This is a genomic window from Variovorax ureilyticus, assembly GCF_050632185.1.
GTDB lineage: Bacteria > Pseudomonadota > Gammaproteobacteria > Burkholderiales > Burkholderiaceae_C > Variovorax > Variovorax ureilyticus_A.
In genome coordinates this window covers 3,580,427-3,604,742 of the sequence record NZ_CP192579.1, presented here as the reverse complement: position 1 = coordinate 3,604,742, position 24,316 = coordinate 3,580,427, and the positions used below count along the sequence as shown (strand labels likewise).

23 protein-coding genes, 1 tRNA gene and 2 pseudogenes are annotated in these 24,316 nt (G+C 67.1%); 10 read left to right on the top strand and 16 right to left on the bottom strand.

What is annotated here, in order from left to right:
• The first annotated feature begins 53 nt into the window (after positions 1–53).
• Both pxpB and ACQ858_RS17760 read left to right on the top strand, forming a co-directional pair.
• Positions 54–716: a 5-oxoprolinase subunit PxpB gene (pxpB, locus tag ACQ858_RS17765; RefSeq protein WP_431273941.1), complete on the top strand. Its 663-nt coding sequence runs from the start codon at positions 54–56 to the stop codon at positions 714–716.
• Positions 716–1,726, top strand: a complete 1,011-nt coding sequence (locus ACQ858_RS17760) for a biotin-dependent carboxyltransferase family protein (RefSeq protein WP_431273940.1) — start codon at positions 716–718, stop codon at positions 1,724–1,726. Before pxpB ends, ACQ858_RS17760 begins: the two co-directional genes overlap by 1 nt.
• 30 nt (positions 1,727–1,756) lie before the next feature.
• Here ACQ858_RS17760 and ACQ858_RS17755 read toward each other — a convergent pair whose 3' ends face one another.
• Positions 1,757–2,467, bottom strand: a complete 711-nt coding sequence (locus ACQ858_RS17755; RefSeq protein WP_431273939.1) for an alpha/beta fold hydrolase — start codon at positions 2,465–2,467, stop codon at positions 1,757–1,759.
• A 66-nt stretch (positions 2,468–2,533) separates the two neighbouring features.
• Between ACQ858_RS17755 and ACQ858_RS17750 the strand changes: the two genes are divergently transcribed.
• The 6 genes and pseudogenes from ACQ858_RS17750 to glxR all read left to right on the top strand — a co-directional run bounded on the left by ACQ858_RS17750 (position 2,534) and on the right by glxR (position 8,551).
• Positions 2,534–3,202, top strand: a complete 669-nt coding sequence (locus tag ACQ858_RS17750; protein WP_431273938.1) for a histidine phosphatase family protein — start codon at positions 2,534–2,536, stop codon at positions 3,200–3,202.
• 50 nt (positions 3,203–3,252) lie between these two features.
• Positions 3,253–4,290, top strand: a complete 1,038-nt coding sequence (locus ACQ858_RS17745) for a LacI family DNA-binding transcriptional regulator (protein WP_431273937.1) — start codon at positions 3,253–3,255, stop codon at positions 4,288–4,290.
• Between the two features lie 99 nt (positions 4,291–4,389).
• Positions 4,390–5,358 carry a Bug family tripartite tricarboxylate transporter substrate binding protein gene (locus ACQ858_RS17740; protein WP_431273936.1) on the top strand — a complete coding sequence of 323 codons (969 nt, stop codon included), beginning with the start codon at positions 4,390–4,392 and terminating at the stop codon, positions 5,356–5,358.
• 143 nt (positions 5,359–5,501) lie between these two features.
• A complete protein-coding gene (gene gudD / locus ACQ858_RS17735; RefSeq protein ID WP_431273935.1) occupies positions 5,502–6,833 on the top strand; it encodes a glucarate dehydratase in 1,332 nt (443 codons plus the stop codon).
• A 37-nt stretch (positions 6,834–6,870) separates the two neighbouring features.
• Positions 6,871–7,658 (top strand): annotated as a pseudogene (locus ACQ858_RS17730) (HpcH/HpaI aldolase family protein).
• Between the two features lie 14 nt (positions 7,659–7,672).
• Positions 7,673–8,551: a 2-hydroxy-3-oxopropionate reductase gene (glxR, locus tag ACQ858_RS17725; RefSeq protein WP_431273934.1), complete on the top strand. Its 879-nt coding sequence runs from the start codon at positions 7,673–7,675 to the stop codon at positions 8,549–8,551.
• 2 nt (positions 8,552–8,553) lie between these two features.
• On the opposite strand, the gene ACQ858_RS17720 is transcribed toward glxR, so the two are convergent.
• The 7 genes and pseudogenes from ACQ858_RS17720 to ACQ858_RS17690 all read right to left on the bottom strand — a co-directional run bounded on the left by ACQ858_RS17720 (position 8,554) and on the right by ACQ858_RS17690 (position 16,586).
• Positions 8,554–9,927 carry a tetratricopeptide repeat protein gene (locus ACQ858_RS17720; RefSeq protein WP_431273933.1) on the bottom strand — a complete coding sequence of 458 codons (1,374 nt, stop codon included), beginning with the start codon at positions 9,925–9,927 and terminating at the stop codon, positions 8,554–8,556.
• A gap of 38 nt (positions 9,928–9,965) precedes the next feature.
• The gene (locus tag ACQ858_RS17715; protein ID WP_431273932.1) at positions 9,966–11,372 is read right to left on the bottom strand and encodes an amidase; all 1,407 of its coding nucleotides are present in this window, start codon (positions 11,370–11,372) and stop codon (positions 9,966–9,968) included.
• Positions 11,369–12,858, bottom strand: a pseudogene (locus tag ACQ858_RS17710) (ABC transporter substrate-binding protein). The gene ACQ858_RS17715 and the pseudogene ACQ858_RS17710 overlap by 4 nt, the downstream one beginning before the upstream one ends.
• An 85-nt stretch (positions 12,859–12,943) precedes the next feature.
• Positions 12,944–13,765, bottom strand: a complete 822-nt coding sequence (locus tag ACQ858_RS17705) for an ATP-binding cassette domain-containing protein (RefSeq protein WP_431273931.1) — start codon at positions 13,763–13,765, stop codon at positions 12,944–12,946.
• Positions 13,762–14,751, bottom strand: coding sequence for an ABC transporter ATP-binding protein (locus ACQ858_RS17700; RefSeq protein WP_431273930.1), 990 nt, complete (start codon positions 14,749–14,751; stop codon positions 13,762–13,764). The genes ACQ858_RS17705 and ACQ858_RS17700 overlap by 4 nt, the downstream gene beginning before the upstream one ends.
• Before the next feature lie 6 nt (positions 14,752–14,757).
• The gene (locus ACQ858_RS17695; RefSeq protein WP_431273929.1) at positions 14,758–15,639 is read right to left on the bottom strand and encodes an ABC transporter permease; all 882 of its coding nucleotides are present in this window, start codon (positions 15,637–15,639) and stop codon (positions 14,758–14,760) included.
• On the bottom strand, positions 15,636–16,586 hold the full coding sequence (locus ACQ858_RS17690; protein ID WP_431273928.1) for an ABC transporter permease: 951 nt from the start codon (positions 16,584–16,586) through the stop codon (positions 15,636–15,638). Before ACQ858_RS17690 ends, ACQ858_RS17695 begins: the two co-directional genes overlap by 4 nt.
• A 134-nt stretch (positions 16,587–16,720) precedes the next feature.
• On the opposite strand from ACQ858_RS17690, the gene ACQ858_RS17685 reads away from it, so the two are divergent.
• On the top strand, positions 16,721–17,014 hold the full coding sequence (locus tag ACQ858_RS17685) for a YfhL family 4Fe-4S dicluster ferredoxin (protein ID WP_431273927.1): 294 nt from the start codon (positions 16,721–16,723) through the stop codon (positions 17,012–17,014).
• A 6-nt stretch (positions 17,015–17,020) separates the two neighbouring features.
• Here the strand turns inward: ACQ858_RS17685 and ACQ858_RS17680 are convergent, their stop codons facing one another.
• From ACQ858_RS17680 to ACQ858_RS17645, 8 genes are all read right to left on the bottom strand, one after another.
• Positions 17,021–17,440: a hypothetical protein gene (locus tag ACQ858_RS17680; RefSeq protein ID WP_431273926.1), complete on the bottom strand. Its 420-nt coding sequence runs from the start codon at positions 17,438–17,440 to the stop codon at positions 17,021–17,023.
• 82 nt (positions 17,441–17,522) lie between these two features.
• Positions 17,523–18,155: an aminoacyl-tRNA hydrolase gene (gene pth, locus ACQ858_RS17675; protein WP_431273925.1), complete on the bottom strand. Its 633-nt coding sequence runs from the start codon at positions 18,153–18,155 to the stop codon at positions 17,523–17,525.
• An 84-nt stretch (positions 18,156–18,239) separates the two neighbouring features.
• Entirely contained in the window at positions 18,240–18,899 is a 660-nt protein-coding gene (locus tag ACQ858_RS17670; protein ID WP_431273924.1) for a 50S ribosomal protein L25/general stress protein Ctc, read from the bottom strand.
• A 93-nt stretch (positions 18,900–18,992) separates the two neighbouring features.
• Positions 18,993–19,967, bottom strand: a complete 975-nt coding sequence (locus ACQ858_RS17665; RefSeq protein ID WP_431273923.1) for a ribose-phosphate pyrophosphokinase — start codon at positions 19,965–19,967, stop codon at positions 18,993–18,995.
• A 78-nt stretch (positions 19,968–20,045) separates the two neighbouring features.
• A tRNA-Gln gene (locus ACQ858_RS17660) sits at positions 20,046–20,122 on the bottom strand.
• Between the two features lie 68 nt (positions 20,123–20,190).
• Positions 20,191–21,051, bottom strand: coding sequence for a 4-(cytidine 5'-diphospho)-2-C-methyl-D-erythritol kinase (gene ispE, locus ACQ858_RS17655; RefSeq protein WP_431273922.1), 861 nt, complete (start codon positions 21,049–21,051; stop codon positions 20,191–20,193).
• Positions 21,048–21,545 carry a lipoprotein insertase outer membrane protein LolB gene (locus ACQ858_RS17650; protein ID WP_431273921.1) on the bottom strand — a complete coding sequence of 166 codons (498 nt, stop codon included), beginning with the start codon at positions 21,543–21,545 and terminating at the stop codon, positions 21,048–21,050. Before ACQ858_RS17650 ends, ispE begins: the two co-directional genes overlap by 4 nt.
• Positions 21,542–23,368 (bottom strand): tetratricopeptide repeat protein, encoded by a 1,827-nt coding sequence (locus ACQ858_RS17645; protein ID WP_431273920.1) that lies wholly within the window; start codon positions 23,366–23,368, stop codon positions 21,542–21,544. The genes ACQ858_RS17650 and ACQ858_RS17645 overlap by 4 nt, the downstream gene beginning before the upstream one ends.
• Positions 23,369–23,448: 80 nt before the next feature.
• Between ACQ858_RS17645 and mutM the strand changes: the two genes are divergently transcribed.
• The gene (mutM, locus tag ACQ858_RS17640; protein WP_431273919.1) at positions 23,449–24,264 is read left to right on the top strand and encodes a bifunctional DNA-formamidopyrimidine glycosylase/DNA-(apurinic or apyrimidinic site) lyase; all 816 of its coding nucleotides are present in this window, start codon (positions 23,449–23,451) and stop codon (positions 24,262–24,264) included.
• The last annotated feature ends 52 nt before the right edge of the window (positions 24,265–24,316 follow it).

The following is a 24,316-nucleotide window of genomic DNA, read 5'->3' as shown; positions in this document are numbered from 1 at the left end:
TCACACCCCTCGGGGGGCAGCGAGGACGCAGCAGTGCCGAGCGTGGAGGCCAAATGAGCGTTTCCGCGCAGCCTCGCCTGCATCCCCTCGGCGAGGCAGCCCTGGTGTGCGAGCTGCCGCCGCCGGCGACGCTCGCGCAGCAGCAGCAGATCTGGGCCCTGGCGGCCGAAGCGATGCAGTGGCGCGGCGTGCGCGAGGTGCTGCCCGGCATGAACAACCTGAGCCTGCTCTTCGATCCCGAAGAGATCGATGGCGGCGAGCTCGAGATGCAGGTGCTTTCCGCGTGGCCGCAGCTCGCGGCGGTGACCATCGAAGGACGGCGCATCGAGATCCCCGTGGTCTATGGCGGCGAATCGGGCCCCGATCTGGCCGACGTGGCGGCGCACACGGGCCTCGCGCCGGCGGAGGTCGTCCGGTTGCACAGCGGGGGCGACTACGTTGTCTACCTGCTCGGCTTCCTGCCGGGCTTCGCCTTCATGGGCGGGCTCGCGCCGGAACTCGCCACGCCGCGTCGGGTCGCGCCGCGCGTCGCCGTGCCCGCGGGTTCGGTGGGCATCGGCGGCGAGCAGACCGGCGTCTATCCGGTGGTCTCGCCGGGCGGCTGGAACCTGATCGGTCGGACGTCCGTGTCCCTGTTCGATCCGCTTGCCGAGGCGCCTACGCTGCTGCGTCCCGGCGACCACGTTCGCTTCGTCGCGGAAAGGGTGGAGCTCTGATGACCGCCGCGTTCACGGTCTTGCGCCCGGGCATGCTGGCTTCGGTGCAGGACCTGGGCCGGCACGGCCATCGGCAGCTCGGCATTTGCCCGGGCGGGGCACTCGACACGCTCGCGCTGGTGCTGGCGAACCGCCTGGTCGGCAACCCCGATGGCGCGGCGGGGCTGGAGATCACCATGGGTGGCTGCGAATTGCGCTTCGAGGCGCCGACGCGCATCGCATGGGCCGGCGACGATTTCGGCGCCCGGCTCGACGGCAAGCCCGTGTGGCCGGGCTGGAGCCTGCCGGTGCACGCGGGGCAGATCCTCAAGTTCGGACGCGCCAACCGGCCCGGCGGAAAGGCAGGCATTCGCACCTGGCTGGCGGTTGCGGGCGGCATCGACGTGCCGATGATTCTTGGTTCGCGCAGCACCGACCTGAAAGCCGGCTTCGGCGGTCACGAAGGCCGGGCCCTCAAGGCTGGTGACACGCTGCTCTGCGGCGCACCCGCACTCACCGCCGCGCAATTGGCGTCTCGCCCGTTCGGCGGGCGGATGCCACTGTGGCAAGCCGATCCGGCCGATGGCGCGATCGAGCTTCGCATGCTTCCCGGCCCCGAGTTCGAGCTCTTCACCGTCGCGTCGCGCGAACAGCTCTGGCGCGATGCATGGCGCGTCAGCCCGCAGAGCAACCGCATGGGCAGCCGGCTCGACGGCCCCGAACTCAAGCGCAAGCGCGGCGGCGGCGGGGACATGCTCTCGTCAGGCGTGATTCCAGGGACGATCCAGGTGCCGCCCTCGGGCCAGCCGATCATTCTCTTGGGCGATGCGCAAACCATCGGTGGCTATCCGCGCATCGGCGTGGTGATCCGTGCCGATCTCTGGAAACTGGCGCACGCGCCGCTCGATGGCCGCCTGCGTTTCCGGGTGGTCGATGCCGCCGAGGCGCTCGCGGCGTGGGACGCGCAGAAGCGCTATCTCGCGCATCTCGCACAAGGCCTGGTGTCGATGGGGTGGCTTGCGCCGGCCTGAGCGGTCCGGCGCACATCGTGAGCGATTCTGTCAGGCGTTCGCGACGACCCGCTTCAACCAGGGGCCGAGCGTCGCGTTGACGAACGCCGGCTTCTCCATCGTCAGCATGTGGCCGCACTCGGCGACCCAGACGAGTTCCGCATGCGGTATCAGCGATGCGATTTCCCGCGAGCACTCGGGCGGCGTGAGCCGGTCGCCATCGCCGCACAGCACGAGCGTCGGGCAACGCAGGCGCGAGAGGTGAGGCCGCGCGTCGGGCCGCTTCATGAGCGCGCGGTTCTGGCGGATCAACTGCGTCGCGCCCGCGTCGAGGATCAGATCGACGTAGCGCCGGATCAGCGCATCGTCGCGCGCCTGCGCCGGATGGAACGCGAAGCCCGCGTTGAGCTCGATCACGTCGCGCGCCTCGCCGCGCTCGAACAGCTCGATGGCCGATTCGCGCAACTCGTACATCTCCGGCGTTTCGGGGCGTGCGTTGGTGCCGAGCAGGGCCAGTCCCACGACGCGCTCGGGCGCCTGCCGTGCCGCTTCCATCGCGATCATGCCCCCCATCGATGCGCCGCACAGAATCAGCGGTCCGGGATGCTCGGCGAGCAGTGCGGTCGCCATCGCCTCGATGCGGTCGTGGCGCATGTGGACATCGGTGACTCGAACATCGAGCGTTGAGGGCAGGGCGGGACGCTGCGCTTCCCACAGGCGCTCGTCGCAGGCGAGGCCGGGCAGCAGGACAAGACTTGGCATGCGCGAATTCTCCGCGATTGCGTGCGGACGTCGCGACGTCACCCCGTGCGCGGACAATAGGCGGCAATGCCCACCGAACTCATCCTGATCCGCCACGGCGAAACCGACTGGAACCGTGAACTCCGTTTCCAGGGCCACATCGATGTACCCCTCAACGACATGGGCCACGCGCAGGCTCGCAGGCTCGGTCAGCGGTTGGCGCAGGAGGCCGTGCAGCATCTCGTCAGCAGCGACCTCATGCGCGCGCAGCAGACCGCCGCGCCGGCGGCGCAGCAGCTCGAGCTGGCGATCGCCACTTCGGTCACGCTGCGCGAGCAGAACTTCGGCGTCGTCGAAGGCATGCGCGCCGAGGAGATCCAGAGCCTGCACCCGCGCGCTTGGGAGGACTGGTTGCAGTTCCGTGAAGACCACGCGATGCCCGAAGGCGAGTCCGCGCGGCAGTTCCACGCGCGGATCATGGATGCGCTCGGCGACATCGCCACTGCGCACCCGGGGCAGACCGTGCTGGTTGTGACCCACGGCGGGGTGCTCGACATGGTCTGGCGCACCGCCCGGGGTCTGGGGCTGAACGGCCCGCGCCAGAGCCAGATCCCCAATGCCGGTTTCAACCGCATCCGCTTGGGCGATGCCTCCGCGCCCGATCGCATCGAGATCGTCGATTGGGCCGACACGCGGCACCTGGAGGGCCTGCCGGCGCAGCCGACCTACGACCAGCGCCGGCACCTGAAGAAGTAGCCGCGGCGGCAGGTGCTCGGTAGCGCTATCAGCGCCCTAGAATCGCACGCATGAGCAAAGATGGCGCAGCCGCCCCCGTCCGACGTTCCCGCCGTGGCAGCGGCGCGGTCACCCTGCACGATGTCGCGAAGCTCGCTGGCGTGGCGCCGATCACCGCGTCGCGCGCGCTGAGCTCGCCCTCGCAGGTGTCGGCCGAGGTGCTCAGGAAGGTTACCGAGGCGGTCAACCGAACCGGCTATGTGCGCAACGTGCTGGCCGGCGGATTGGCGTCGACGCGAAGCCGCCTCGTCGCGGCGGTGGTGCCCACGATCGCCGGGCCGGTGTTCCTGCAGACGGTTCAATCGCTGACCGAGGCACTCGCGGAACGGGGCTACCAGTTGATGCTGGGCCAGAGCGGCTATGTGGATTCGCGCGAGGATGCGCTGCTCGAAGCCATCATCGGCCGCCGGCCCGACGGCATCGTGCTCACCGGCATCATGCATTCGCCCGAGGGGCGCAAGCGGCTGCTGGCGGCGGGCATTCCGGTGGTCGAGACCTGGGATCTCACGCCGACGCCGCTGGACATGCTGGTGGGCTTTTCGCATGTCGAGGTGGGGCGCAAGGTGGCTGAATTCCTGCGCGGAAAAGGGCACCGTCATCTCGCGGTCGTCGCGGGCGACGATGAGCGTTCCCGCAGGCGCCACGGTGCCTTCAGCGAGGCGGCGCGCGCAATGGGCCTGCCCGAAGTGCCGATCAAGCGCGTGCCGGCGCCCACGACGCTCAAGAGCGGCCGGGCCGCGCTGTCCGAACTGCTGAAGGAGCATCCGACCATCGATGCGGTGTTCTGCAGCTCTGATCTGCTGGCGCTCGGCGTGATGATCGAAGCACAGGCGCGCGGGATCGCCGTGCCCGGCCAGCTCTCGGTCGTCGGCTTCGGCGATCTCGAATTCGCGGCCGATCTCCAGCCCGCGCTGACCACGGTCCACATCGACGGCGCGGCCATCGGCCGCCAGGCCGCGCAGTTCATCGTCGAGCGCGCGGAAGGGCGCCGGATCGACCAGCGCGTGGTCGACATCGGCTTCTCGATCGCCGTGCGCGACAGCGCCTGATTCGCGTAAACCCTAGGATCGGAATCTGTTGCCGAATCACTCGGTAGCGCTATCATTCGCGCACCAAAGATAGCGCTACCATCGAAAGAGACACAACCCATGAGCTTCAGGAAATTGCTTGCCGCGTGCGCCGTGGCTCTCACGGCTGCCGCCGGTGCCCACGCACAGGACTGGCCGCAGAAGACGGTGAGCATCATCGTTCCGTTCCCGGCCGGCGGTTCGACCGACATGGTCGCCCGCGCGATCAGTCCCAAGCTCGGCGAAAAGCTGGGCCAGAGCTTCATCGTCGACAACAAGGCCGGCGCGACCGGCACGATCGGCGCGACGCAGGTCAAGCGCTCGCCCGCGGACGGCTACACGTTTCTCGTCACGTCGCTCGGCCCGCTGGTGATCGCGCCGCATCTCATCAAGGGCCTGCAGTACGACGCGCTGAAGGACTTCGATCTCATCACCGTGGCCGTGCAGGCGCCGAATGTGCTGGTGGTCCCGGCCGGCTCGCCACACAAGTCGGTGGCCGACGTCATTGCGAACCTGAAAGCGAATCCCGGCAAGATGAGCTTTGCCTCGTCCGGCAACGGCTCGAGCGACCACCTCACCGCCGAGCTCTTCTGGCAGCAGACCGGAACGCACGGCCTGCACGTGCCTTACAAGGGCGGAGCGCCCGCCATCACCGATCTGCTGGGTGGACAGGTCGATGCGTCGTTCCAGAACGTCAATGCGGTGGTGCAGTACATCAAGGGCGGCAAGCTCAAGGCGCTCGCGGTCACCGGCGACAAGCGTTCGCCGGTTCTGCCGGATGTGCCGACCATCGCCGAGGCGGGCGTGAAGAACGTCGACGTCTACTCGTGGCAAGCCATCGTCGCGCCCAAGGGCCTGCCTGCCGCGGTCCGCGACAAGGCGCATAGTGCGATGGTTGCGGCCCTCAACGACCCGACGGTGAAGAGCCAGTTCACCGCGATCGGTCTCGAAGTCGTCGGCAACACGCCGGCGCAGTTCGCGGCCTTCCAGCAGCAGGAATACGCCCGCTGGAAGAACGTGATCGAGACCGGCAAGATAACTATTGATTGAGCCGACCCCCAGCCTCGCGCACTTCGTGTCGCTCTGCACCCCCTCAAGGGGCGCACCCGGCGGCCCGGCGGAGCCGGTTCCGCGGGTGCCTGCGAACGGGCCTGCTGTGCGGCCCTTGATTGACCTTTTTGAGAGTCCCGACCATGTCCAACTCCACGCCCAAGATCACCGAATTGCGGGTGATTCCCGTCGCGGGGCGCGACAGCATGCTGCTGAATCTCAGCGGCGCGCACGGCCCGTTCTTCACCCGCAACCTGCTGATCCTGACCGACAGCGCCGGCTGTACCGGCGTGGGCGAAGTGCCCGGCGGCGAGAAGATCCGGCAGACGCTCGAGGACGCGCGCGACCTCGTCGTCGGCCAGAGCATCGGCACGTGTCAGGGCGTGCTGCAGCGCGTGCAGAAGAAGTTCGCCGACCGCGATGCCGGCGGCCGCGGGCTGCAGACCTTCGACCTGCGCACCACCATCCATGCGGTGACCGCGATCGAGTCCGCGATGCTCGATCTGCTCGGCCAGCACCTCGGTGTGCCGGTGGCTGCGCTGCTTGGCGAGGGCCAGCAGCGCGATGCTGTCGAGATGCTGGGCTATCTCTTCTTCGTCGGCGATCGAGACAAGTCCGATCTGCCCTATGCACGCGAGCCCGAGGCCGACAACGACTGGTTCCGCCTGCGCCACGAGAAGGCGATGACGCCCGAAGCGATCGTCCGCCTGGCCGAAGCGGCGCGCGAGCGCTACGGCTTCAACGATTTCAAGCTCAAGGGCGGCGTGCTGCGTGGCGACGAGGAAGTGGACGCCATCGTCGCGTTGCACGAGCGTTTCCCCGAGGCGCGCGTCACGCTCGATCCGAACGGCGGTTGGCTGCTCAAGGATGCGATCCGGCTCGGCCATCGCATGCGCGGCGTGGTCGCCTATGCCGAGGACCCTTGCGGCGCAGAAGACGGCTTCTCCGGCCGTGAAGTGATGGCCGAATTCCGCCGTGCCACCGGCCTGCCGACCGCGACCAACATGATCGCCACCGACTGGCGGCAGATGGCGCATGCGCTCTCGCTGCAGTCCGTGGACATCCCACTGGCCGATCCGCACTTCTGGACCATGGCCGGCTCGGTGCGCGTCGCGCAGACCTGCCGCGACTGGGGGCTCACCTGGGGCTCGCACTCCAACAATCACTTCGACGTGTCGCTCGCGATGTTCACCCACGTCGGCGCGGCCGCGCCGGGCCGCGTGACCGCCATCGACACCCACTGGATCTGGCAGGACGGCCAGCGGCTGACCAAGGACCCTTTGCGCATCGACGGCGGCATGGTGCAGGTGCCGGAGAAACCGGGCCTCGGCGTCGAGCTCGACATGGCCGAAGTCGAGAAGGCGCATCAGCTTTACAAGCAGCACGGCCTCGGTTCGCGCGATGATGCGGTGGCGATGCAGTGCCTGATCCCCGGCTGGAAGTTCGACCCCAAGCGGCCCGCCTTCGATCGCTGAGCCTGCCGAGCGCTCGACGACACGACAAGGAGACGACATGAGAGAAAACCGCCTGCGGACACTCTGGAAATCGGGGGCGCCGCAGTCAATGGCTGGCTCGCGATTCCCAGCGGCTTCTCGGCCGAGACGATGGCTCACCAGGGCTGGGATTCACTCACCATCGACCTGCAGCACGGCGTCGTCGACTACCAATCGATGATTCCGATGCTGCAGGCCATCTCCACCACCGACACGGTGCCGGTTGTGCGCGTGCCCTGGCTCGACCCGGCTGCGCTCATGAAGGCGCTCGACGCCGGCGCCTACGGCGTCATCTGTCCGATGATCAACACGGCCGACGAAGCCGCGCGGCTCGTCGCCTACACGCACTACGCACCGCGCGGCACACGCAGCTTCGGCCCGGTGCGCGCGTTGCTCTATGGCGGCGCCGATTACCCGCAGCACGCAAACGACACCATCGTCACCTTCGCGATGATCGAGACGGCGCAGGCGCTCGAGAACCTCGACGCGATCATGTCGGTGGAGGGCCTCGATGCGGTGTACATCGGGCCGTCGGACCTTTCGCTCGCACTGGGCTGCAGGCCGGTCTTTGACGATGTCGATCCGCCCGTCCAGCAGGCCATCGACCACATCCTGGAACGCGCCAAGGCGCATGGACTCGTGGCCGGCATCCACAACGGAACGCCCGAAGGCGCACTCGCACGCATCGCCAAGGGCTTCCAGTTCGTCACCGTGAGCTCGGATGCACGTCTCATGGCCGCGGGCTCGCAGCAGGTGCTCGCGAAGATGCGCGCCGCGCAGCCGGCCGCGGGCTCGACTTCTTACTGAAAGGACCATTGATCATGAAGATCGGATTCATCGGACTCGGCATCATGGGCGCGCCGATGGCGCACAACCTCCTGCAGGCGGGCCACGAGATGTTCGTGCGCACGCGCAGCAAGGTTCCCGAGGTACTCAAGGCCGCGACCGCTTGCGCGAGCAACGCCGAGGTGGCGCGCGCGGCGGACGTCGTGATCCTGATGCTGCCCGACACGCCCGACGTCGAGCAGGTCCTCTTCGGCGAGGACGGCGTGGCCTCGGGCCTCTCGAAGGGCAAGACGGTGATCGACATGAGCTCGATCTCGCCCATCGACACCAAGCGCTTCGCGAAAAAGATCAACGAACTCGGCTGCGACTACCTCGACGCGCCGGTCTCCGGCGGCGAGGTCGGCGCCAAGGCCGCGAGCCTCACGATCATGGTCGGCGGCGACGAAGCGGTGTTCGAGCGCGCCGGGCCGCTGTTCGAGAAGATGGGCAAGAACATCACGCTCGTCGGCGGCAATGGCGACGGACAGACCACCAAGGTGGCGAACCAGATCATCGTGGCGCTCAACATCGCGGCGGTCGGCGAAGCATTGCTCTTCGCGAGCAAGGCCGGCGCCGATCCGGCCAAGGTCCGGCAGGCGCTCATGGGTGGCTTCGCGGCCAGCCGCATCCTCGAGGTGCATGGCGAGCGCATGATCAAGCGCATCTTCAATCCGGGCTTCCGCATCGGCCTGCACCAGAAGGACCTGAATCTTGCGCTGGCGGGCGCGAAGGCCATGTCGGTGGCGCTGCCGCAGACCGCTTCGGCCGCGCAGCTCATGCAGTCCTGTGCCGCCCACGGATGGGACCAGCTCGACCACTCGGCGCTGGTGAAGGCGCTCGAGCTGATGGCTGCGCACGAGGTCGCGAAGGGCTGAGTTCAGGCGGGCAGGCCGAGACGGGCGTAGACCGCCGCCGCCTGCCGCAGCAGCCGCAGCGATTCAGGCTGGCGGTTGACCTGCTGTTGCAGGATGCCCTGCGCGCCGGCGAGCGAGCCGGCGGTGCCTTTGCGCACGAGCGCGTCGAGATAGACCTGCTCGAAGAGATCGCGCTGCGCGTGGCTGCCGCCGATCTCGATGAGGCGCGGCAAGGCCTGCCCCAGTTCCTCGATCGCCGTCGCGGGGTCCCCGCGCGCATGCGCGAGCAATCCGTGCGCGGCCGGCACGCACACGCGCTGCCATGCGTTGCGCGTCGAGCGAGGCGCATTCGGCGCAAAGTCTTCGATGTGCTGCAGCAGCGCATCCGCCTCCGGCCGCCCGGCGCGGGCAAGGCCGTAGAGGTACTGCAGGTCGAGAAAAGGCAGCACATGGTCATCGAGCCGGTGCGCAAGATAGCGGCCCACGTCCTGCCAGCGATCGCCCACGTCGATGCCCGCCAATTCGAAGCGCGCCAGCAGCGACACCGCACCGATCTGGTCCTGCGAGTATTCCTTGACCACGCCCCACACGTGCTCGTCATAGACGGCCAGCGCCTCCGATTCACGTCCCAGGTCGATCAGGAACAGCGCGACATGCCACCAGTTGTGCGTGACCATGAAGGAGTTGAGTGCGACCCATGTATCGCTCATGCCCTGCATGAAATCGAGGCCCTCCGCGAGGCGGCCTTCAGTGAGCATGACATGGGCGAGCGCGTGGTGCGCCCAGGGCTCCTTGCGCTCCATCGCGATCGCGCGGCGTGCACTGGCTTCGGCGTCGCGCATCCGATGGCATTGCTCCTGGCCGAACGCGGCCATGCCGTGCAGGTAGGGCACATCGCCGGCATGCGGCAAGGCCGTCAACGCGAGACGCAGCATGCCCGGGCAATCGCCGACGTTGAAGCAGTGGTACTGGCCGAGCTTCAGCGAGGCAAGGTCGCGCGGGTGCTCCTTCGCCTGCTCTTCGTGCAGCGCGATGGCGCGCGTGATGTCGCCTTCGGCCCATGCGGCGATGGCCGCGATGTAGCGTTGTTCGCGTGAGGTCGCGCGGGCCGACGCGGCCTGCGCACGTTCGATGAAGGGACGCGCGTTCGCGGCCGCATCGCCGGATTCCGCGAAAAGATGCAGCGTCGCGCAATAGGCCTGCACGATGGGGCTCGGGTCGTCCGCGGCGGCCAGTACGTCCACCGCGCGCGCTTCGCACGAGATGAAGCCTTCGACGAAGTCATTGACCGCGCGCAGGCTCGTCGGGTCATCGAGGCTGAGCGGATTGCCGAGGCTGTCGGACAGATGGGGCGCTGAACTCAAGGCGGCTCCTGGCGTGGATCGGAGAGCGTCCATGTTGCCACGTGGCTGCACGCATTGCGCGCGCTGCGCCTTCAGGCCGCGGGTGGCTGCGGCCAGGGCCTCTGCGGCTCGCGGATGAGCTCGAAAGCGCGCGACACCTTGAGCACGCCGAGGTCGTCGAAGCGCTTTCCGGCAATCTGCAGGCCGATCGGCAGGCCGCTTTTCGCATAGCCGCAATTGATCGACGCAGCGGGTTGCTCCGACATGTTGAACGGCACGGTGAAGCCGATGTGCTCCAGCGGCCGCAGCGGGTCGTTGGTGGGCGAGGGCGCCTCCGCCGCGGCCGGCATGTTCGGCGCGGTGGGCGAGATCACGTAGTCGTACTTCGCGCAGGCGGCCACGGCCGCGAGGCGCGTCGCATGGAACTGGCTGAAGGCGCGGAAGACGTATTCGCCGCTGAATCCTTCCGCGCTGTCGGCCCACGCGCGGATGTAGGGCAGCACCCTGTCGCGCTGCTCGGGCCGCAGCGCCTTCATGTCCACCAGCGAACGCATCCGCCAGAAGTGGTCCATGCCGTCGAGCATGGCTTGCGACATGAAGGGCTGCATCGGTTCGATGATGGCGCCGGCGCGCTCGAAGCGTTGCGCGGCGTGCTCGACGGCCTGCTGGATCTCGGGCTCGACGGCAAGACCGCAGCCGGCGTCGAGCAAGAGACCGATGCGAAGGCCACGCAGGTGGTCGGCGGCGGCATCCAAAGCATCCCAGTCGATTTCCTGTGCGGGCAGACTCATGCTGTCGCGTGCATCGGGTTGCGCGAGCGTCCGCATCATCAGCGCGGCATCGGCCACGCTGCGCGTCATCGGGCCGGCGGCGCGGCCCATGTAGGGCGGATCGATCGGGATGCGCCCCAGGCTGGGCTTGAGCGTGAAGATGCCGCACCAGCCTGCAGGCAGGCGCAGCGAGCCGCCGATGTCGGTACCGACGTGCAGCGGACCGTAGCCTGCCGCAGCTGCCGCACCGGCGCCGGCGCTGGAGCCGCCGGGTGTCCTCGACAGATCCCACGGATTGCGCGCCAGCGTGTGGAAGCTCGACAGGCCGGAAGAAAGCATGCCGTAGTCCGGCATCGTGGTCTTGCTGAAGATCACCGCGCCGGCTTCCTTCAGCCGCGCGGCCGGCGGTGCATCAGCGGCGGCGGGTTGCAGGGTCACAGCGGCGGTGCCTGCGGGCATCGGGTCGCCGCGCGTCGCGATGTTCTCCTTGATGGTGGTGGGCACGCCGTCCAGCGGGCCGTATGCCGCGCCGCGCCGCCAGCGAGCTTCCGAGGCGCGCGCCTGCTCGAGCGCGGCTTCGGGCCGCAGCAGCCACGTGGCCTGCAGATGCGGTTCCCAGCGCGCGACATGGTCGAGCACCGCCTGCGTCACCTCGACCGGCGACAGGCTTCCTTCGCGATACGCGGCGGCCAGTTCCCGTGCGCCGAGCTCGTTCAGGGGGCCGCTCACCACGAGAGCGCAGACAGGTCGTTGACGAAGATCGGCATGTCCTTCCACAGCCCCTTCACGCCCTTCTTGGCGACGGTGGGCCATTGCGGCTGGAACAGGAAGACGTTGGCCGCGTCGTTGGCCAGGATGCGTTGCGCATCGCCGAGCAGCTTGTTGCGTTCGGCCGTGTTGCCAGTCGTCTTGATCTTGTCGTACACGGCGTTGAAGTCCTTCGACTGGTACTGCCAGTAGTAGTCCGGCTTGGCGTAGTTGCCGAGGTCGAAGGGCTCGACGTGCGAGACGATGCTGAGGTCGTAGTCCTTGTTGCCGTAGGTGCCGCTGAGCCATTGCGCCCATTCGACGTTCTGGATCTTCACATTGATGCCGATCTTGGCCAGCTGGGCAGCGATCACTTCGCCGCCCTGGCGGGCGTAGGGGGCGGCGGCAGCGTCATCGTGAGCTCGAGAGGCGTCTTCACGCCGGCCTCGGCCAGCAGCTGCTTGGCTTTTTCGATGTTGAAGGGGTTGACGCCGGTGGTGTCGACATAGCCGGGGGCACCCGGCACGTAGTGGCTGCCGATCGGCACGCCGAAGCCGTCGACCGCGCCTTCGATCACGGCCTTGCGATCGATCGCGGCGGAGATCGCGCGGCGAACGCGCACGTCGTCGAGCGGCTTGCGCTTGTTGTTGATCGACAGGATCGTCTTCGCGCGCGATCCGCTCAGGATCACCTGGAACTGCGGGTTGGCCTTGAATTGCGGCACCACCCGGGTCGCGATGCGAGGGAAGGCATCGACGTCGCCGGCCAGCATCGCCGCGGCTTGCGCGGCGGGGTCGGAGATGAAGCGGAACGTGACCTTGTTGAGCTTGATTGAGCCAGGGTTGCGGAAGCCTTCCCACTTGCTCACCACGAGCGAACTGCCCTTGTTCCAGGTGTCGAGCTTGTAGGGCCCGGTGCCCACGGGCTTGGTGGCGTTGGCGTCCGCGCTCTTGGGTTCGACGATCGCCGCCGTGGCCTGGCCGAGCAGGAAGGGCAGGTCGGGGTCGATCTCCTTGTTGATGAGCACCACCGTGTAGTCATCGACCACCTGGGTGCTCATGTTCGCGAAGGTGCGCTTGTCCTTGTTGGTGCTTTTCTCGGCGCCCGCGCGGTCGAACGAGAACTTCACCGTCTGCGCGTTGAAGGGTTCTCCATTCTGGAACTTGACGCCGCGGCGCAGCTTGAAGGTGTAGGTGCGCAGGTCCGGCGAGACCTCCCAGCTCTCGGCCAGCAGCGGCGTGACACTACCGTCGGAGTTGATCTTGGTCAGCGTCTCAAGGATGTTGTAGTGGACGATCTCCGCGATCGAGGATGCCGCGCTGGCGGTCGGATCGAGGCCGCCGGTTGGTTCAAGCGTCATGCCGATCACCATCGAGTCCTTGCGGCCTTGCGCCAGCGCCATCTGCGGCAGAGAAAGCGGCACGGTGGCGAGTGCGGCGGTGGTCAGGAGGGTGCGGCGTTTCAACATGGTGTCAGGGCTCCAGAGAAAGCTGTGGTGTTAAGAAACAAACGTTACATCATGGCGGGCCGCAACCGGCTCGGCAAGTATTTGCTCATGCTGCCGCGACCGGTTCCGCGCGCGGCACCGCGGCCAGCAGGGCCTGCGTGTAGGGATGTGCCGCATGTGCGAACAGATGCTGCGGCTCGCCACGTTCGACGACGAGGCCGCGGTGCAGCACGCAGACTTCGTCGCACAGGTGGTTCACGACCGCGAGGTCGTGGCTGATGAGCAGGTAGCTGATGCCGTACTGCTGCTGCAGGTCCTGCATCAGGTTGAGCACCTGCGCCTGCACCGAGACGTCGAGCGCGCTCACCGGTTCGTCGGCCACGATGAGCCTCGGGCGCGTGATGAGCGCGCGCGCGATCGCGATGCGCTGCCGTTGCCCGCCGGAAAACTCGTGCGGGTACTTGTGCAGGTCGGCGAGGCGAAGGCCGACCGCGGCCAGCGATTCGCCTGCGAGTTCGCGCTGCTCTGCGCGCGTGGTTTCGCCGAGCGCTTCCAGCGGTTCGGCCACGATGCGTTCGACCGTCTGGCGCGGATCGAGTGAACCGTAAGGGTCCTGGAAGACCATCTGGAAATTGCGGCGGGCCTTGCGCAGCGCGTCCCTCTGCAAGGCGTGCAGGTCTTCGCCGAGCAGCTTGACGGTGCCCGAGGTCGGCTTGTCGAGCGCCATCACGAGCCGCGCGATGGTCGATTTGCCGGACCCCGATTCGCCGACGATGCCGAGACTGCGGCCGGGGCGGACGCTGAAGCTCACGCCATTGAGCGCCTTGACCATCGGCGGCGTGCCGAAGAGGCGCTCGCGCGGCAGCGAGTAATGGCGCACGAGGTCCGTGACTTCGAGCAAGGGGGCGACTGGCGGCGTTTCCGTCATGCGGCGACCCCTTCCTCGGCGGCGATTTCGTCAAGCCGGATGCAACGCGCCACATGATCGTGCGACAGCCGCACTGGCGGAGGCCGCGTCGCATTGCAGGCGTCGATCGTGTATTGGCAACGGCCCGCGAACGGGCACCCCTTCGGCAGGTCGACCAGTTCGGGCACGCTGCCCTTGATCGTCGCCAACCTCGCGCCGCGTGGCGTGCCGAGTTCAGGCCGCGCCGCGAACAGGCCGCGCGTATAGGGGTGTGCGCGTTCGGCGAAGACGGACGATGTGGGGCCGCTCTCGACCACGCTGCCGCCGTACATCACGAGCATCTTCGAGACGTTCTGCGCGATCACGCCGAGGTCGTGCGAAATCAGGATCAGCGCCATGCCGCGCTCCGCGACGAGGCCGCGGATCAGGTCGAGGATCTGCTTCTGGATCGTGACGTCCAGCGCGGTGGTCGGCTCGTCGGCGATCAGCAGGTCCGGGCCGCAAGCGAGGGCCATCGCGATGCCGATGCGCTGGCGCTGGCCGCCGGAGAACTGGTGCGGGTAGGCATCGAGGCGCGACGCGGCATCGGGGATGCCGACACGGTCGAGCAGCGCGAGCACTTCCTTGCGCGCCTGGGCGGCGGAGAGGCCGCGGTGCAGCCGCAGCGGTTCGCCGACCTGCCGCGCGACAGTGTGGACGGGATTCAGCGCCGTCATCGGCTCCTGGAAGATCATGCCGATGCGGTCGCCGCGGATCTTGCACATCTCGCGCTCCGGGAGGCCGACGAGCTCGGTCCCGTCGAAGCGGATGCTGCCGCCGACCTTGGCGGTCGAGGGAAGAAGACCCATCAGCGATTGCACCGTGATCGACTTGCCGCAGCCGGATTCGCCGACGATGCCGAGGGTTTCGCCGCGCTCGAGCGTGAAGTCGATGCCGCGCACCGCTTCGGCCGGCCCGCGCTGCGTCTGGAGTTGGACGTGGAGATCTTTGACTTCGAGAAGTGGCATGGAGGATCAGCGTGCGCGTGCGAGACGCGGGTCCAGAAGGTCGCGGAGACCGTCGCCGAGAAGGTTCAGGCCCAGCACGGCGAGCGCGATGGCGACGCCGGGAAAGACCGCAAGCAGCGGCGCCTGGAACATCATGGTCTGCGCCTCGCTCAGCATGCGGCCCCACGAAGGCTGCGGCGGCTGCGTGCCCAGGCCCAGGTAGGAGAGGGCAGCCTCGGCGAGGATCGCGATCGCGAAGCGGATGGTGATCTGCACGATCAGCACCGCCGAGATGTTCGGCAGCACGTGCTGCATGGTGATCGCGAACGACCCCTTGCCGCAGGCGCGCGCCGCCGCGATGTATTCGCGCGACCAGATCGCGTTGGCCGAGGCCCGCGTGATGCGCGCGAAGGTCGGGATGTTGTAGATGCCGATGGCGATGATCGCGTTGACGATGCCCGCGCCGAAGACGGCGGTCATCATGATGGCCGACAGGATCGCGGGGAAGGCCATGGAGAAGTCGGCGAAGCGCATGATCGCTTCCTCGACCCATCCGCGGCGGGCCGCCGCCAGCAGGCCGAGCGCGGTGCCGACGGTCAGGCCGATGCCGACGGCGATGACGCCGACAAGAATCGATGCGCGCGCGCCGACGAGCAGCAGCGAAGCCACATCGCGCCCGAAGGTGTCCGTGCCCAGCCAGTGGGCCGCGCTGGGCTTCTGCAGCTTGCTCGCGATGTCCATCTCGTACGGCGACCAGGGCGTCCACACCAGCGACACGATGGCGGCCAACACGAGCAGCAGCGTGAGCACACCGCCGATGACGAAGCTGCGGTGGTGCATCGCGCGCCGCCAGAAGCCGGGAACCTGGAGGGCGGCGGCGCTGGGCACCGCAGCGGGGAGGGCACTCATATGTCGTGGGCCTTGATGCGGGGGTCGATCACGGCGTAGAGCACGTCGACGACGAAATTGACAATCACCACCATCGCCGCCAGCAGCATCACGCAGTTGCGCACCACGATCAGGTCGCGGTTGCTGATGGCCTGGAAGATCAGGCGGCCGAGGCCCGGGAGGTAGAACACGTTCTCGACCACGATCGTCCCGGCGAGCAGCTCGGAGAACTGCATGCCCATCACCGTGATGACCGGGATCAGTGCATTGCGCAGCACATGGCGCCAGAGCACGGCGCGCTGCGACACGCCCTTGGCCCGCGCGGTGCGCACGAAATCCTCGCGCATCACCTCGAGCACCGCCGAGCGCGTGATGCGGGCCAGGATCGCGGCCTGCACCACCGCGAGCGACAGCGCGGGGAGCAGCAGCGACTTCAGCCCGGCAAGGAGGCCTTCGTCCCAGCCCTCGAACCCGCCGGCGGAGAACCACTGCAGTTGCACCGAGAAGACCAGGATCAGGAGGATCGCGAACCAGAAATTGGGGATCGCGATGCCCACTTGGGTGAGGCCCATGAGTCCGACGTCGCCGAGCTTGTTGTGACGCGCCGCGGCCGTCACGCCGACCAGTAGCGCGAGCACGGTCGTGAAGGTCATCGCCAGGAGCGCGAGCGGGATGGTCAGCGCAAGGCGTTCGAGGATGAGGTCGATGACCGGCGAGCTGTAGGCGTAGCTGTCGCCGAGATTGCCGGTGAGGAGTCCGCCGATCCAGTGCCAGTAGCGGCTCCATGCAGGCTGGTCGAGCCCGAGCTTGGCCGCGAGCGCCGCCACCGCGTCGGGGGCAGCATCCGGACCCATCAGGATCTGAGCCGCGTTGCCCGGAAGGATCTCGAGCACGAGGAAAACGATGATGGAAGCGCCGATCAATGTTGCGACCAGCGTCACGAAGCGCTTGAACAGGAACAAACTCATAAGGCGGGGCGCAGCATAACCGCAGTTACGCAACGACCGTGCCCGTGCTTGCCTGGGGCCGAGCCGTTTGCACGCGCTGTGGGGGCTTCCGGCGGTGCCCGGCGGGCGCCGGCCGCGGGGTCGATAATCGCCCGATGGCTCTCATGATCACCGACGAATGCATCAACTGCGATGTCTGCGAGCCGGAGTGCCCGAACGACGCGATCTCCATGGGCGAGGAGATCTACGAGATCGATCCGCACAAGTGCACCGAGTGCGTCGGCCACTTCGACGAGCCGCAGTGCGTGCAGATCTGCCCGGTGGCGTGCATTCCGGTCAATCCGGCGCACGTCGAGTCGCGTGAAACCCTGTGGCAGAAGTTCCAGCGGCTCACGGCCGCCAAGCAAGCGGGCGAGGCGGGTTCCGCGGGCGCCCCCTCGATGTCCTGAATCCGGCTAGTCGCCGGATTTCTTCTTTTCCGCCTTCTTCGATTTCTTCCTCTTTGGCGCAGCGCTGTCGCCGGTTTGCGTGCTGGCATAGAGGACTTCCTTCCGGCCCTTGCGCAGTGTCGCCGCCGAATCCTTGCCGGAGGTCATCTGCCGATCGACATCGTTTCGCGGGGCGTTGTCGATCACCACCGGCTGGTTGCGTGCGCCCGTTGCTTCGAGTCGCCGGCGATCGTCCTCCATGCGACTGGCCGCCGTGTGTGCGTCGCGGACGATGTCGTCGGCATCGCGTTTCTGGCGGGCGTCGCGGCGGTCGTCGACATCGATCAGCCTGCCGCCCTTGCAGGGCTGATCGGTATAGGTATTGCCGCAACGCCAGGTGCCGCCGCCGTCGGCCGCGACGGCGCTCCACGGGATGCACGTCGCCATGAGCAGGGCGGCGCGTCGTGCGGCGATTGTTGTTGTGTGTGACAGCTTCATTCTTGTCTCTCCCTTCTTTCTCTCTCTTCCGCTAGCCCGCGGCGGGTTCGCCCCCGCCGTCGGGCTCTCGCCTCGGTGGTTTGGGGCGTGGCGGCTTGCTTGTGTGGATGAGCAAGGTCGCCTTGTCCATCTCGCCGGCGACGAGGGCCGGGAATGCATGCAGCGTGCGGACGATCGCGTCGTCGATCGCCTCCCTCTGCTCCTTGAGCGGCTTCTTCAGCACCCAGTTGACCACCTCGGACTTCACGCCCGGATGCCCGATTCCGAGACGAAGGCGCCAGTAGTCCCCCGTACCCAGCTGCGCATGGATGTCGCGCAGGCCGTTGTGTCCCGCATGACTGCCGCCCAGCTTCAGCTTGGCCTGGCCCGGCACCACGTCGAGCTCGTCGTGCACCACCAGGATCTCTTTCGGCTCAATCTTGAAGAAGCGGGCCAGCGCGGCGACCGACTTGCCCGAGACATTCATGAAGGTCTGCGGCTCCAGCAGCCAGAGCGGCTTGCCGTTCACCTGCGTGCGCGCCACCAGGCCGTGATACGAGCGCTCTGCCGTGAGCGTGAGCTTCAGGTCGCGCGCAAGCGCATCGATCCACCAGAAGCCCGCGTTGTGCCGCGTGGCTTCATATTCCGGACCGGGATTTCCGAGGCCGACGAACAACTTGATCATGCGTGGATTATGTTGGCTCGGCGATCCCCCAAAACAAAATGGCCCGCACGGGGCGGGCCATCGGATGCGCAGGGGATGCGCGAATTACTTCTTCTTGGCGGGAGCCTTGGCGTCTGCCTTGGGCGCTGCAGCAGCAGCCGGAGCGCCTTCGGCGGCAGCGCCTTCGGCCGGCGCTTCTTCCGCAACCAGCGGTGCCACGGCGGACACCACGACCGGGTTGCCCTTGCCGTGGCTGATGAACTTCAGGCCCTTCGGCAGCTTGATGTCCTTGACCGTGAGCGTCGCGTTCTTGGTCAGGCCGGAGAGGTCGACCTCGATGAACTCGGGCAGGTCGGCCGGCAGGCAGCTGACTTCGAGTTCGGTCATCACGTGGTTCACGAGGTTGTGATCGAGCTTGACGGCCGTGGATTCTTCCTCGCCCTTGAAGTGCAGCGGCACCTTGACGGTCATGCGGGTGCGGGCATCGACGCGCTGGAAGTCGACGTGCTGCACGAGCGGCCGGAACGGGTGGTACTGCACGTCACGCAGCAGGACCTTCGAGACCTGGCCGCCGAGTTCCATCTCGAGGATCGACGAGTGGAAGGCTTCCTTCTTGAGGGCATGCCACAGCGCGTTGTGATCGAGCTCGATCAACTGGGGCTGGCCTTCACCACCGTAGACGATGCCGGGCGTCTTGCCCGAGATGCGCAGACGGCGGCTCGCACCCGTACCCTGCTTGGCGCGCTCAAAAGCGACGAATTTCATGACTTACTCCTGTGGAAGTCGACCGCGACCAGTGCGACTCCGGTTTAAAAAGGGCTTCCCGAAGGAAGCCCGGCTTTTGCTCGGACCAGGGCCTCAGAAGAGGTTTTCCTGGTCGGAGAACAAACTCATGACCGAGTCGCCCTTGGCGATGCGCTGGATCGTCTCGGCGATCAGCGGCGCCACGGACAGCTGGCGAATCTTCGCGCAACCCGTTGCACCGGGGCTCAGCGGGATCGTGTTGGTGACGACCACTTCGTCAAGCGCGTTGCCCTGGGCGATGCGCTCGATGGCCGGGCCTGAGAAGATCGGGTGCGTGCAGTAGGCGTACACCTTCTTGGCGCCGCGCTCCTTCAGCACTTCGGCCGCTTTGACCAGCGTGCCGGCCGTGTCGATCATGTCGTCCATGATCACGCAGTTGCGGCCGTCGATCTCGCCGATGACGTGCATGACCTCGCTCACGTTGGCGCGCGGACGGCGCTTGTCGATGATCGCGAGGTCGCAGTTCAGTTGCTTGGCGAGGGCGCGGGCACGAACCACGCCGCCCACGTCGGGGGACACCACGATCAGGTCTTCGTAGTTCTTCTGGCGCAGATCGCCAAGAAGGACCGGCGAGGCGTAGATGTTGTCGACCGGGATGTCGAAGAAGCCCTGGATCTGGTCGGCGTGAAGGTCCATGGTCAGCACACGCGCGACGCCCACGGTTTCAAGCAGGTTGGCGACCACCTTGGCCGAGATCGGCACCCGGCTGGAACGCGGGCGACGGTCCTGCCGCGCGTAGCCGAAATAGGGAATCACGGCACTGATGCGCTCGGCCGAAGCGCGCTTGAGCGCGTCGACCATGATGAGCAGTTCCATGAGGTTTTCGTTGGTCGGCGCACAGGTCGACTGCACGACGAACACATCGCGCGCCCGGACGTTCTGGTTGATCTCGACGGTGACTTCCCCATCGGAGAAGCGGCCGACACGTGCGGCGCCCAGTGAAGTACCGAGGTGCTGAGAAATCTCAGCGGCAAGCCCTGGATTGGCATTGCCGGTGAAAACCATGAAATCAGGGTTATGAGCCTGCATGAGCGTCCCGGCTAAGTGCATCCGGCAATGCGAAATGGCCCTTTGGAGGAGCCGCCAACAATCTTGTGAATGAAGATTTGGCAGGGGAGAAAGGATTCGAACCTTTGCATGCTGGAATCAAAATCCAGTGCCTTAACCAGCTTGGCGACTCCCCTACACAGGTCAATGGCCAATGCCACTCACCGATATATGTCGCATCAGACCGCAGAGCGCTCTGATTTTTCTAGACCGCCCACCCCACCAGAGGATGGACTGCCAGATTGCTGCACTTGCGAACCTGCCAGCCCGGAGGGGCCTCGGCCAATTCTGCATCATGCCGCATTGCCGCGAACACCGAACTTCCAGAGCCGGTCATGCGTCCATCCAACCCTTGATGACCCAGCCAATCGATGGCTTGGGTAACCGCGGGACAGAGTCTCTGTGCTACCGGCTGCAGGTCGTTATGACCGAAGTCAAAGCGAAAACTGTCTGCTTCCGCTTCGCTGTATGCAGCAAAGCCAGAGAGTATAGCAGCGGGAGTGGCGCGTTGCAGGTCCGGCGCTGAAAAAATATCTCGCGTGTCGATGCCTTGGTCCGGCTTGACCACGGCGAAGTGCCCTTGCGGCAGGGAAATCGGTGTGATTTCCTCGCCGATTCCCTCGACCCATGCATTGTGTCCACGCAGGAAAAACGGCACGTCCGCGCCTAAGGCGAGACCGATCTGCTCGAGTTTCGCAAGCGGCAGATTCAGGCCCCAGAGCCGGTTCAGTGCCAGCAGGCAGGTCGCGGCGTCGGAGGAGCCTCCGCCCATTCCGGCCTGTGCCGGGACCTGCTTGGCAACGCCGATGTGCGCGCCCTGTGTGGTCCGGGTGAAGCCCTGCAGCGCCCGCGCGGCGCGCACGACGAGATCGTCCGCGGGCAGCGGCGCGGTCAGGTCCTCGCGCGTGATCCGGCCGTCATCCCGGCGTTCGAAATGCAGCGTATCGCTCCAGTCGATCAGCATGAACACTGACTGCAGCAGGTGGTAGCCGTCCGCACGTCGGCCGGTGATGTGCAGGAAGAGATTGAGCTTGGCCGGTGCGGGGAGGTCGTAAATGGCCTTCATGCGCGTTCAAACACGATGCGAAGGTCGGCGCGCGGTTCCGGCGATTCGCGCGTTGCCTGCAGCTTGCCGGCTCCGATCTGGGACAGGTCCGGACGCCAGCCGGGCACGTGGTCTTCGCGGCCGGCGAGCCAGCCGAAGAGGGCTGCGACCGGGATCGCCGCGCCGGTGGCCGCCTCGACCAGCGCATCGACCGAGTCGTATCGCCGCGTTTCGCTGCCGTTCCTGAGCAAGGCCTCACCCGGCGACCAGTGAAGCTGCGCGAGCGTGTTGCCGATCGGGGTCGTGAGCGTGAGCTCGCCGGCCTGCGGTGCGCCGCGCAGTTCGAACAGCGCCGAAAAGGTCTGGGCGGGCTGGCTATCGATCCGCAGCGAGAGCCGTCCGCTCCATGCTTCGATCTCGCCCGGTCCGGCTTGCTTCGACGTGCCCGGAGTCGCGCAGCCGGCGACCGCCAGCGCGCCGACGCAAGCCGACAGCAGCAGGGCTCGCCGGATCAAAGCTTCACGCGCAGGCGCTTGAGCGTTTCCTGCAACGTCTCGTTGTCGGCATCGGCGAGGTTGGCCTCCTTCCAGATGCTGAGCGCCCGGTCGCGCTGGCCCGCGGTCCACAGGACTTCGCCGAGATGCGCGCCGATCTCGGGGTCGGGTCGGCGCTTGTAGGCGTCTTCGAGGATGCGCATGGCCTCGCTCGTGTTGCCGAGACGGAACTCGACCCAGCCGAGGCTGTCGGCGATGAAGGGGTCGTCCGGCGCGAGCTGCACGGCCTTCTGGATCAGCGTCCTGGCCTCTTCGAGGCGCACCTTGCGATCCGCGAACGAATAGCCGAGCGCGTTGTAGGCGTTCTGGTTGTCGGGCTTGAGTTCGATCAACCGGCGCAGGAGGCGCTCCATGTCATCGAGGTGGTTCAGTTTCTCGGCGACCATGGCCTGGTCGTAGATGAGATCCGTGTCGGTGGGGGCGGCGGCGCTCGCCTGGCCCAGCATGTCGTAGGCAGCCTGGTACTGCTTGGCGTCGCGCAGCAGCTGGACCTCGGCGAGGAACTTCTCCCGCTTCTCGTCGGGCGTACGCTCGGGTAGGCTGCGGACGAGTTCCCGGGCCTGCGCCAGCTTGCCTTGCCGAGCCAGCAGCGAAGCCCGGCGGACCTGCGCGGCGAGCAGGTCGTCGGAGTTGTCGATGCGCGCCAGCCAACTGTCGGCAGCCGCGAAATCCTTGCGCCGTTCGGATAGCTGCGCCATCAGCAGGTAGGCCTGGCTCAAGCCTCGTTCCTTGGCGTCCTGGTTGCGCTGCGTTTCGGCGAGCGACATGTACTTGCGCAGAGATGCCTCTGCCGCTGCGTCCTGGTGTGCCTGTGCCTGGAGGCTGCCGAGCAGCAGCCAGGGGTCCGGCAGTTCGGGCTTGGCTGCCGTGAGTTTCGAGAGCTCCGCGGTCGCATCGGCGTAGCGGCGCCCTTCGACCAGCACGCGCGCGTAGGCGATGCGCATTTCAGGTTGTGCCTTCGGACCCTCGAGGTAACGCTTGACGATCGGTTCCGCCTGCGGTTGCGAGGGGTCCATCAGCTCCAGTGCGAGCAGTGCGGGTCCCTCTGAAGACGGGTCCATCTCCTGGCCCTTGATCGCCGCTTCGAGAGCGCCGGCGTTGTCGCCGGCTGCAAGCTTGAGCCGGCCCACGGTCCCCCACGCCGCACCGCCGGTGGCGGGGTTCTTGAGCTCGTCGGCGAGCGCCTGTTCGACGACAGAAGCGGCAAGCTTCTTGTCGGTCGCGCGGCTGTAGTTGCGCGCGATCACTGCCATCAGGAAGGGCCGCTCGACCTGCGGAGTGGCCGCGATCTCCGCGCGAAGCGGCTCGACCGTTTCGCCGATGCGGTTCAGCGCGATCAGGATCTGGAGCTCGAAGCGCCGCGCATCGCGCGATGCCGGAATGGTCTCCTTCCACGCCCGGGCCGCGGCGAGCGCCGCATCGCCGGAGCGCGACTGCAATGCGATCTCGACCGCGCGCTGGAACAGCTTGTCGTCGCGCGAACGGCGTGCCGCATCGAGAATCAGGCTGTAGCCGCCGCCAGGGTCGCCGCCGCGCGCGTTGAGTTCGCCCATCAGCACTTCATAGAAGAGATCGGCGGTCATCGCAGAAGGCTGCACCGCCGGCTTGTCGGCCTCGGCTGCGGTCGCTGCCGGGGTGGCCGCAGGTTCGGCGGGCTCGATGATCGGCGTGGGGCTCGTGGGGGCGGCGGGTGCCGCCGGGTCTGTCTGGGCCTGCGCGGCAAGGGCGACAAGTGCCGCAAATGCGGCCGCCGCGAGGCGGGATCGGCGGAGCGGAAAATTCATCGAACCATAATAATCCACGCTCCTTAAACGAGAGCCACCGATGCCGGATGCGGCGCGATTCGCGTCAGGCTTTCCCCCTCATGCCCGAACTACCCGAAGTCGAAGTCACCCGCCGCGGTTTTGCCGACCGCATCGCGGGCGCCCGCATCGAGGCCGTGCGTGTCGGCAAGCCCCTGCGGTGGGCGCTTTCCATCGAGCCGGGGCTGCTCGTCGGACGAACGGTCCAGGGTGTGCGCCGGCGCGGGAAATATCTGCTGGTCGATCTCGACGTGGGGCTCCTGCTGCTGCACCTGGGCATGTCGGGCAGCCTTCGCTTCGATGCGTCGCTGCCGGCTGCCGGCGCACATGACCACTTCGATCTGGTGACCAGCCGCGGCACGCTCCGGCTCAACGACCCGCGCCGCTTCGGCGCCGTGGTCTATGTGGAGGACGAGGCATCGCCGCTCGCCGGCAAGCTCCTGGGCGGCCTCGGCATGGAGCCGCTTGGCGACACCTTCGATTTCGACGCCTTCCACGCGGGCTTGCGCCGGCGGCGGGCGCCCGTGAAGCAGGTGCTGCTTGCCGGCGATGTCGTGGTGGGTGTCGGCAACATCTATGCGTCCGAAGCCCTTTTCCTGGCCGGCATCCGGCCCACGCTTGCCGCTTCGCGCATCAGCAAGCCGCGGGCGCTGCGCCTGCATGCGGCCATCCGGGAAATCCTCGCGCGCGCCGTCGAGCGCGGCGGCAGCACGCTGCGCGACTTTTCGAATGTCGATGGCCAGAGCGGCTACTTCCAGCTCGAAGCCACGGTCTACGGCCGCGCCGGCGAGCCCTGCAGGGTCTGTGCAACGCCGATCCGCCAGTTGCGGCAGGGGCAACGCTCGACGTATTTCTGTCCGAACTGCCAAAAGTCGTGAGACCATTCGTCGGGAGTGGCTTCCGGAGTGGCCTTCGCAAGCGGCCCCGGTG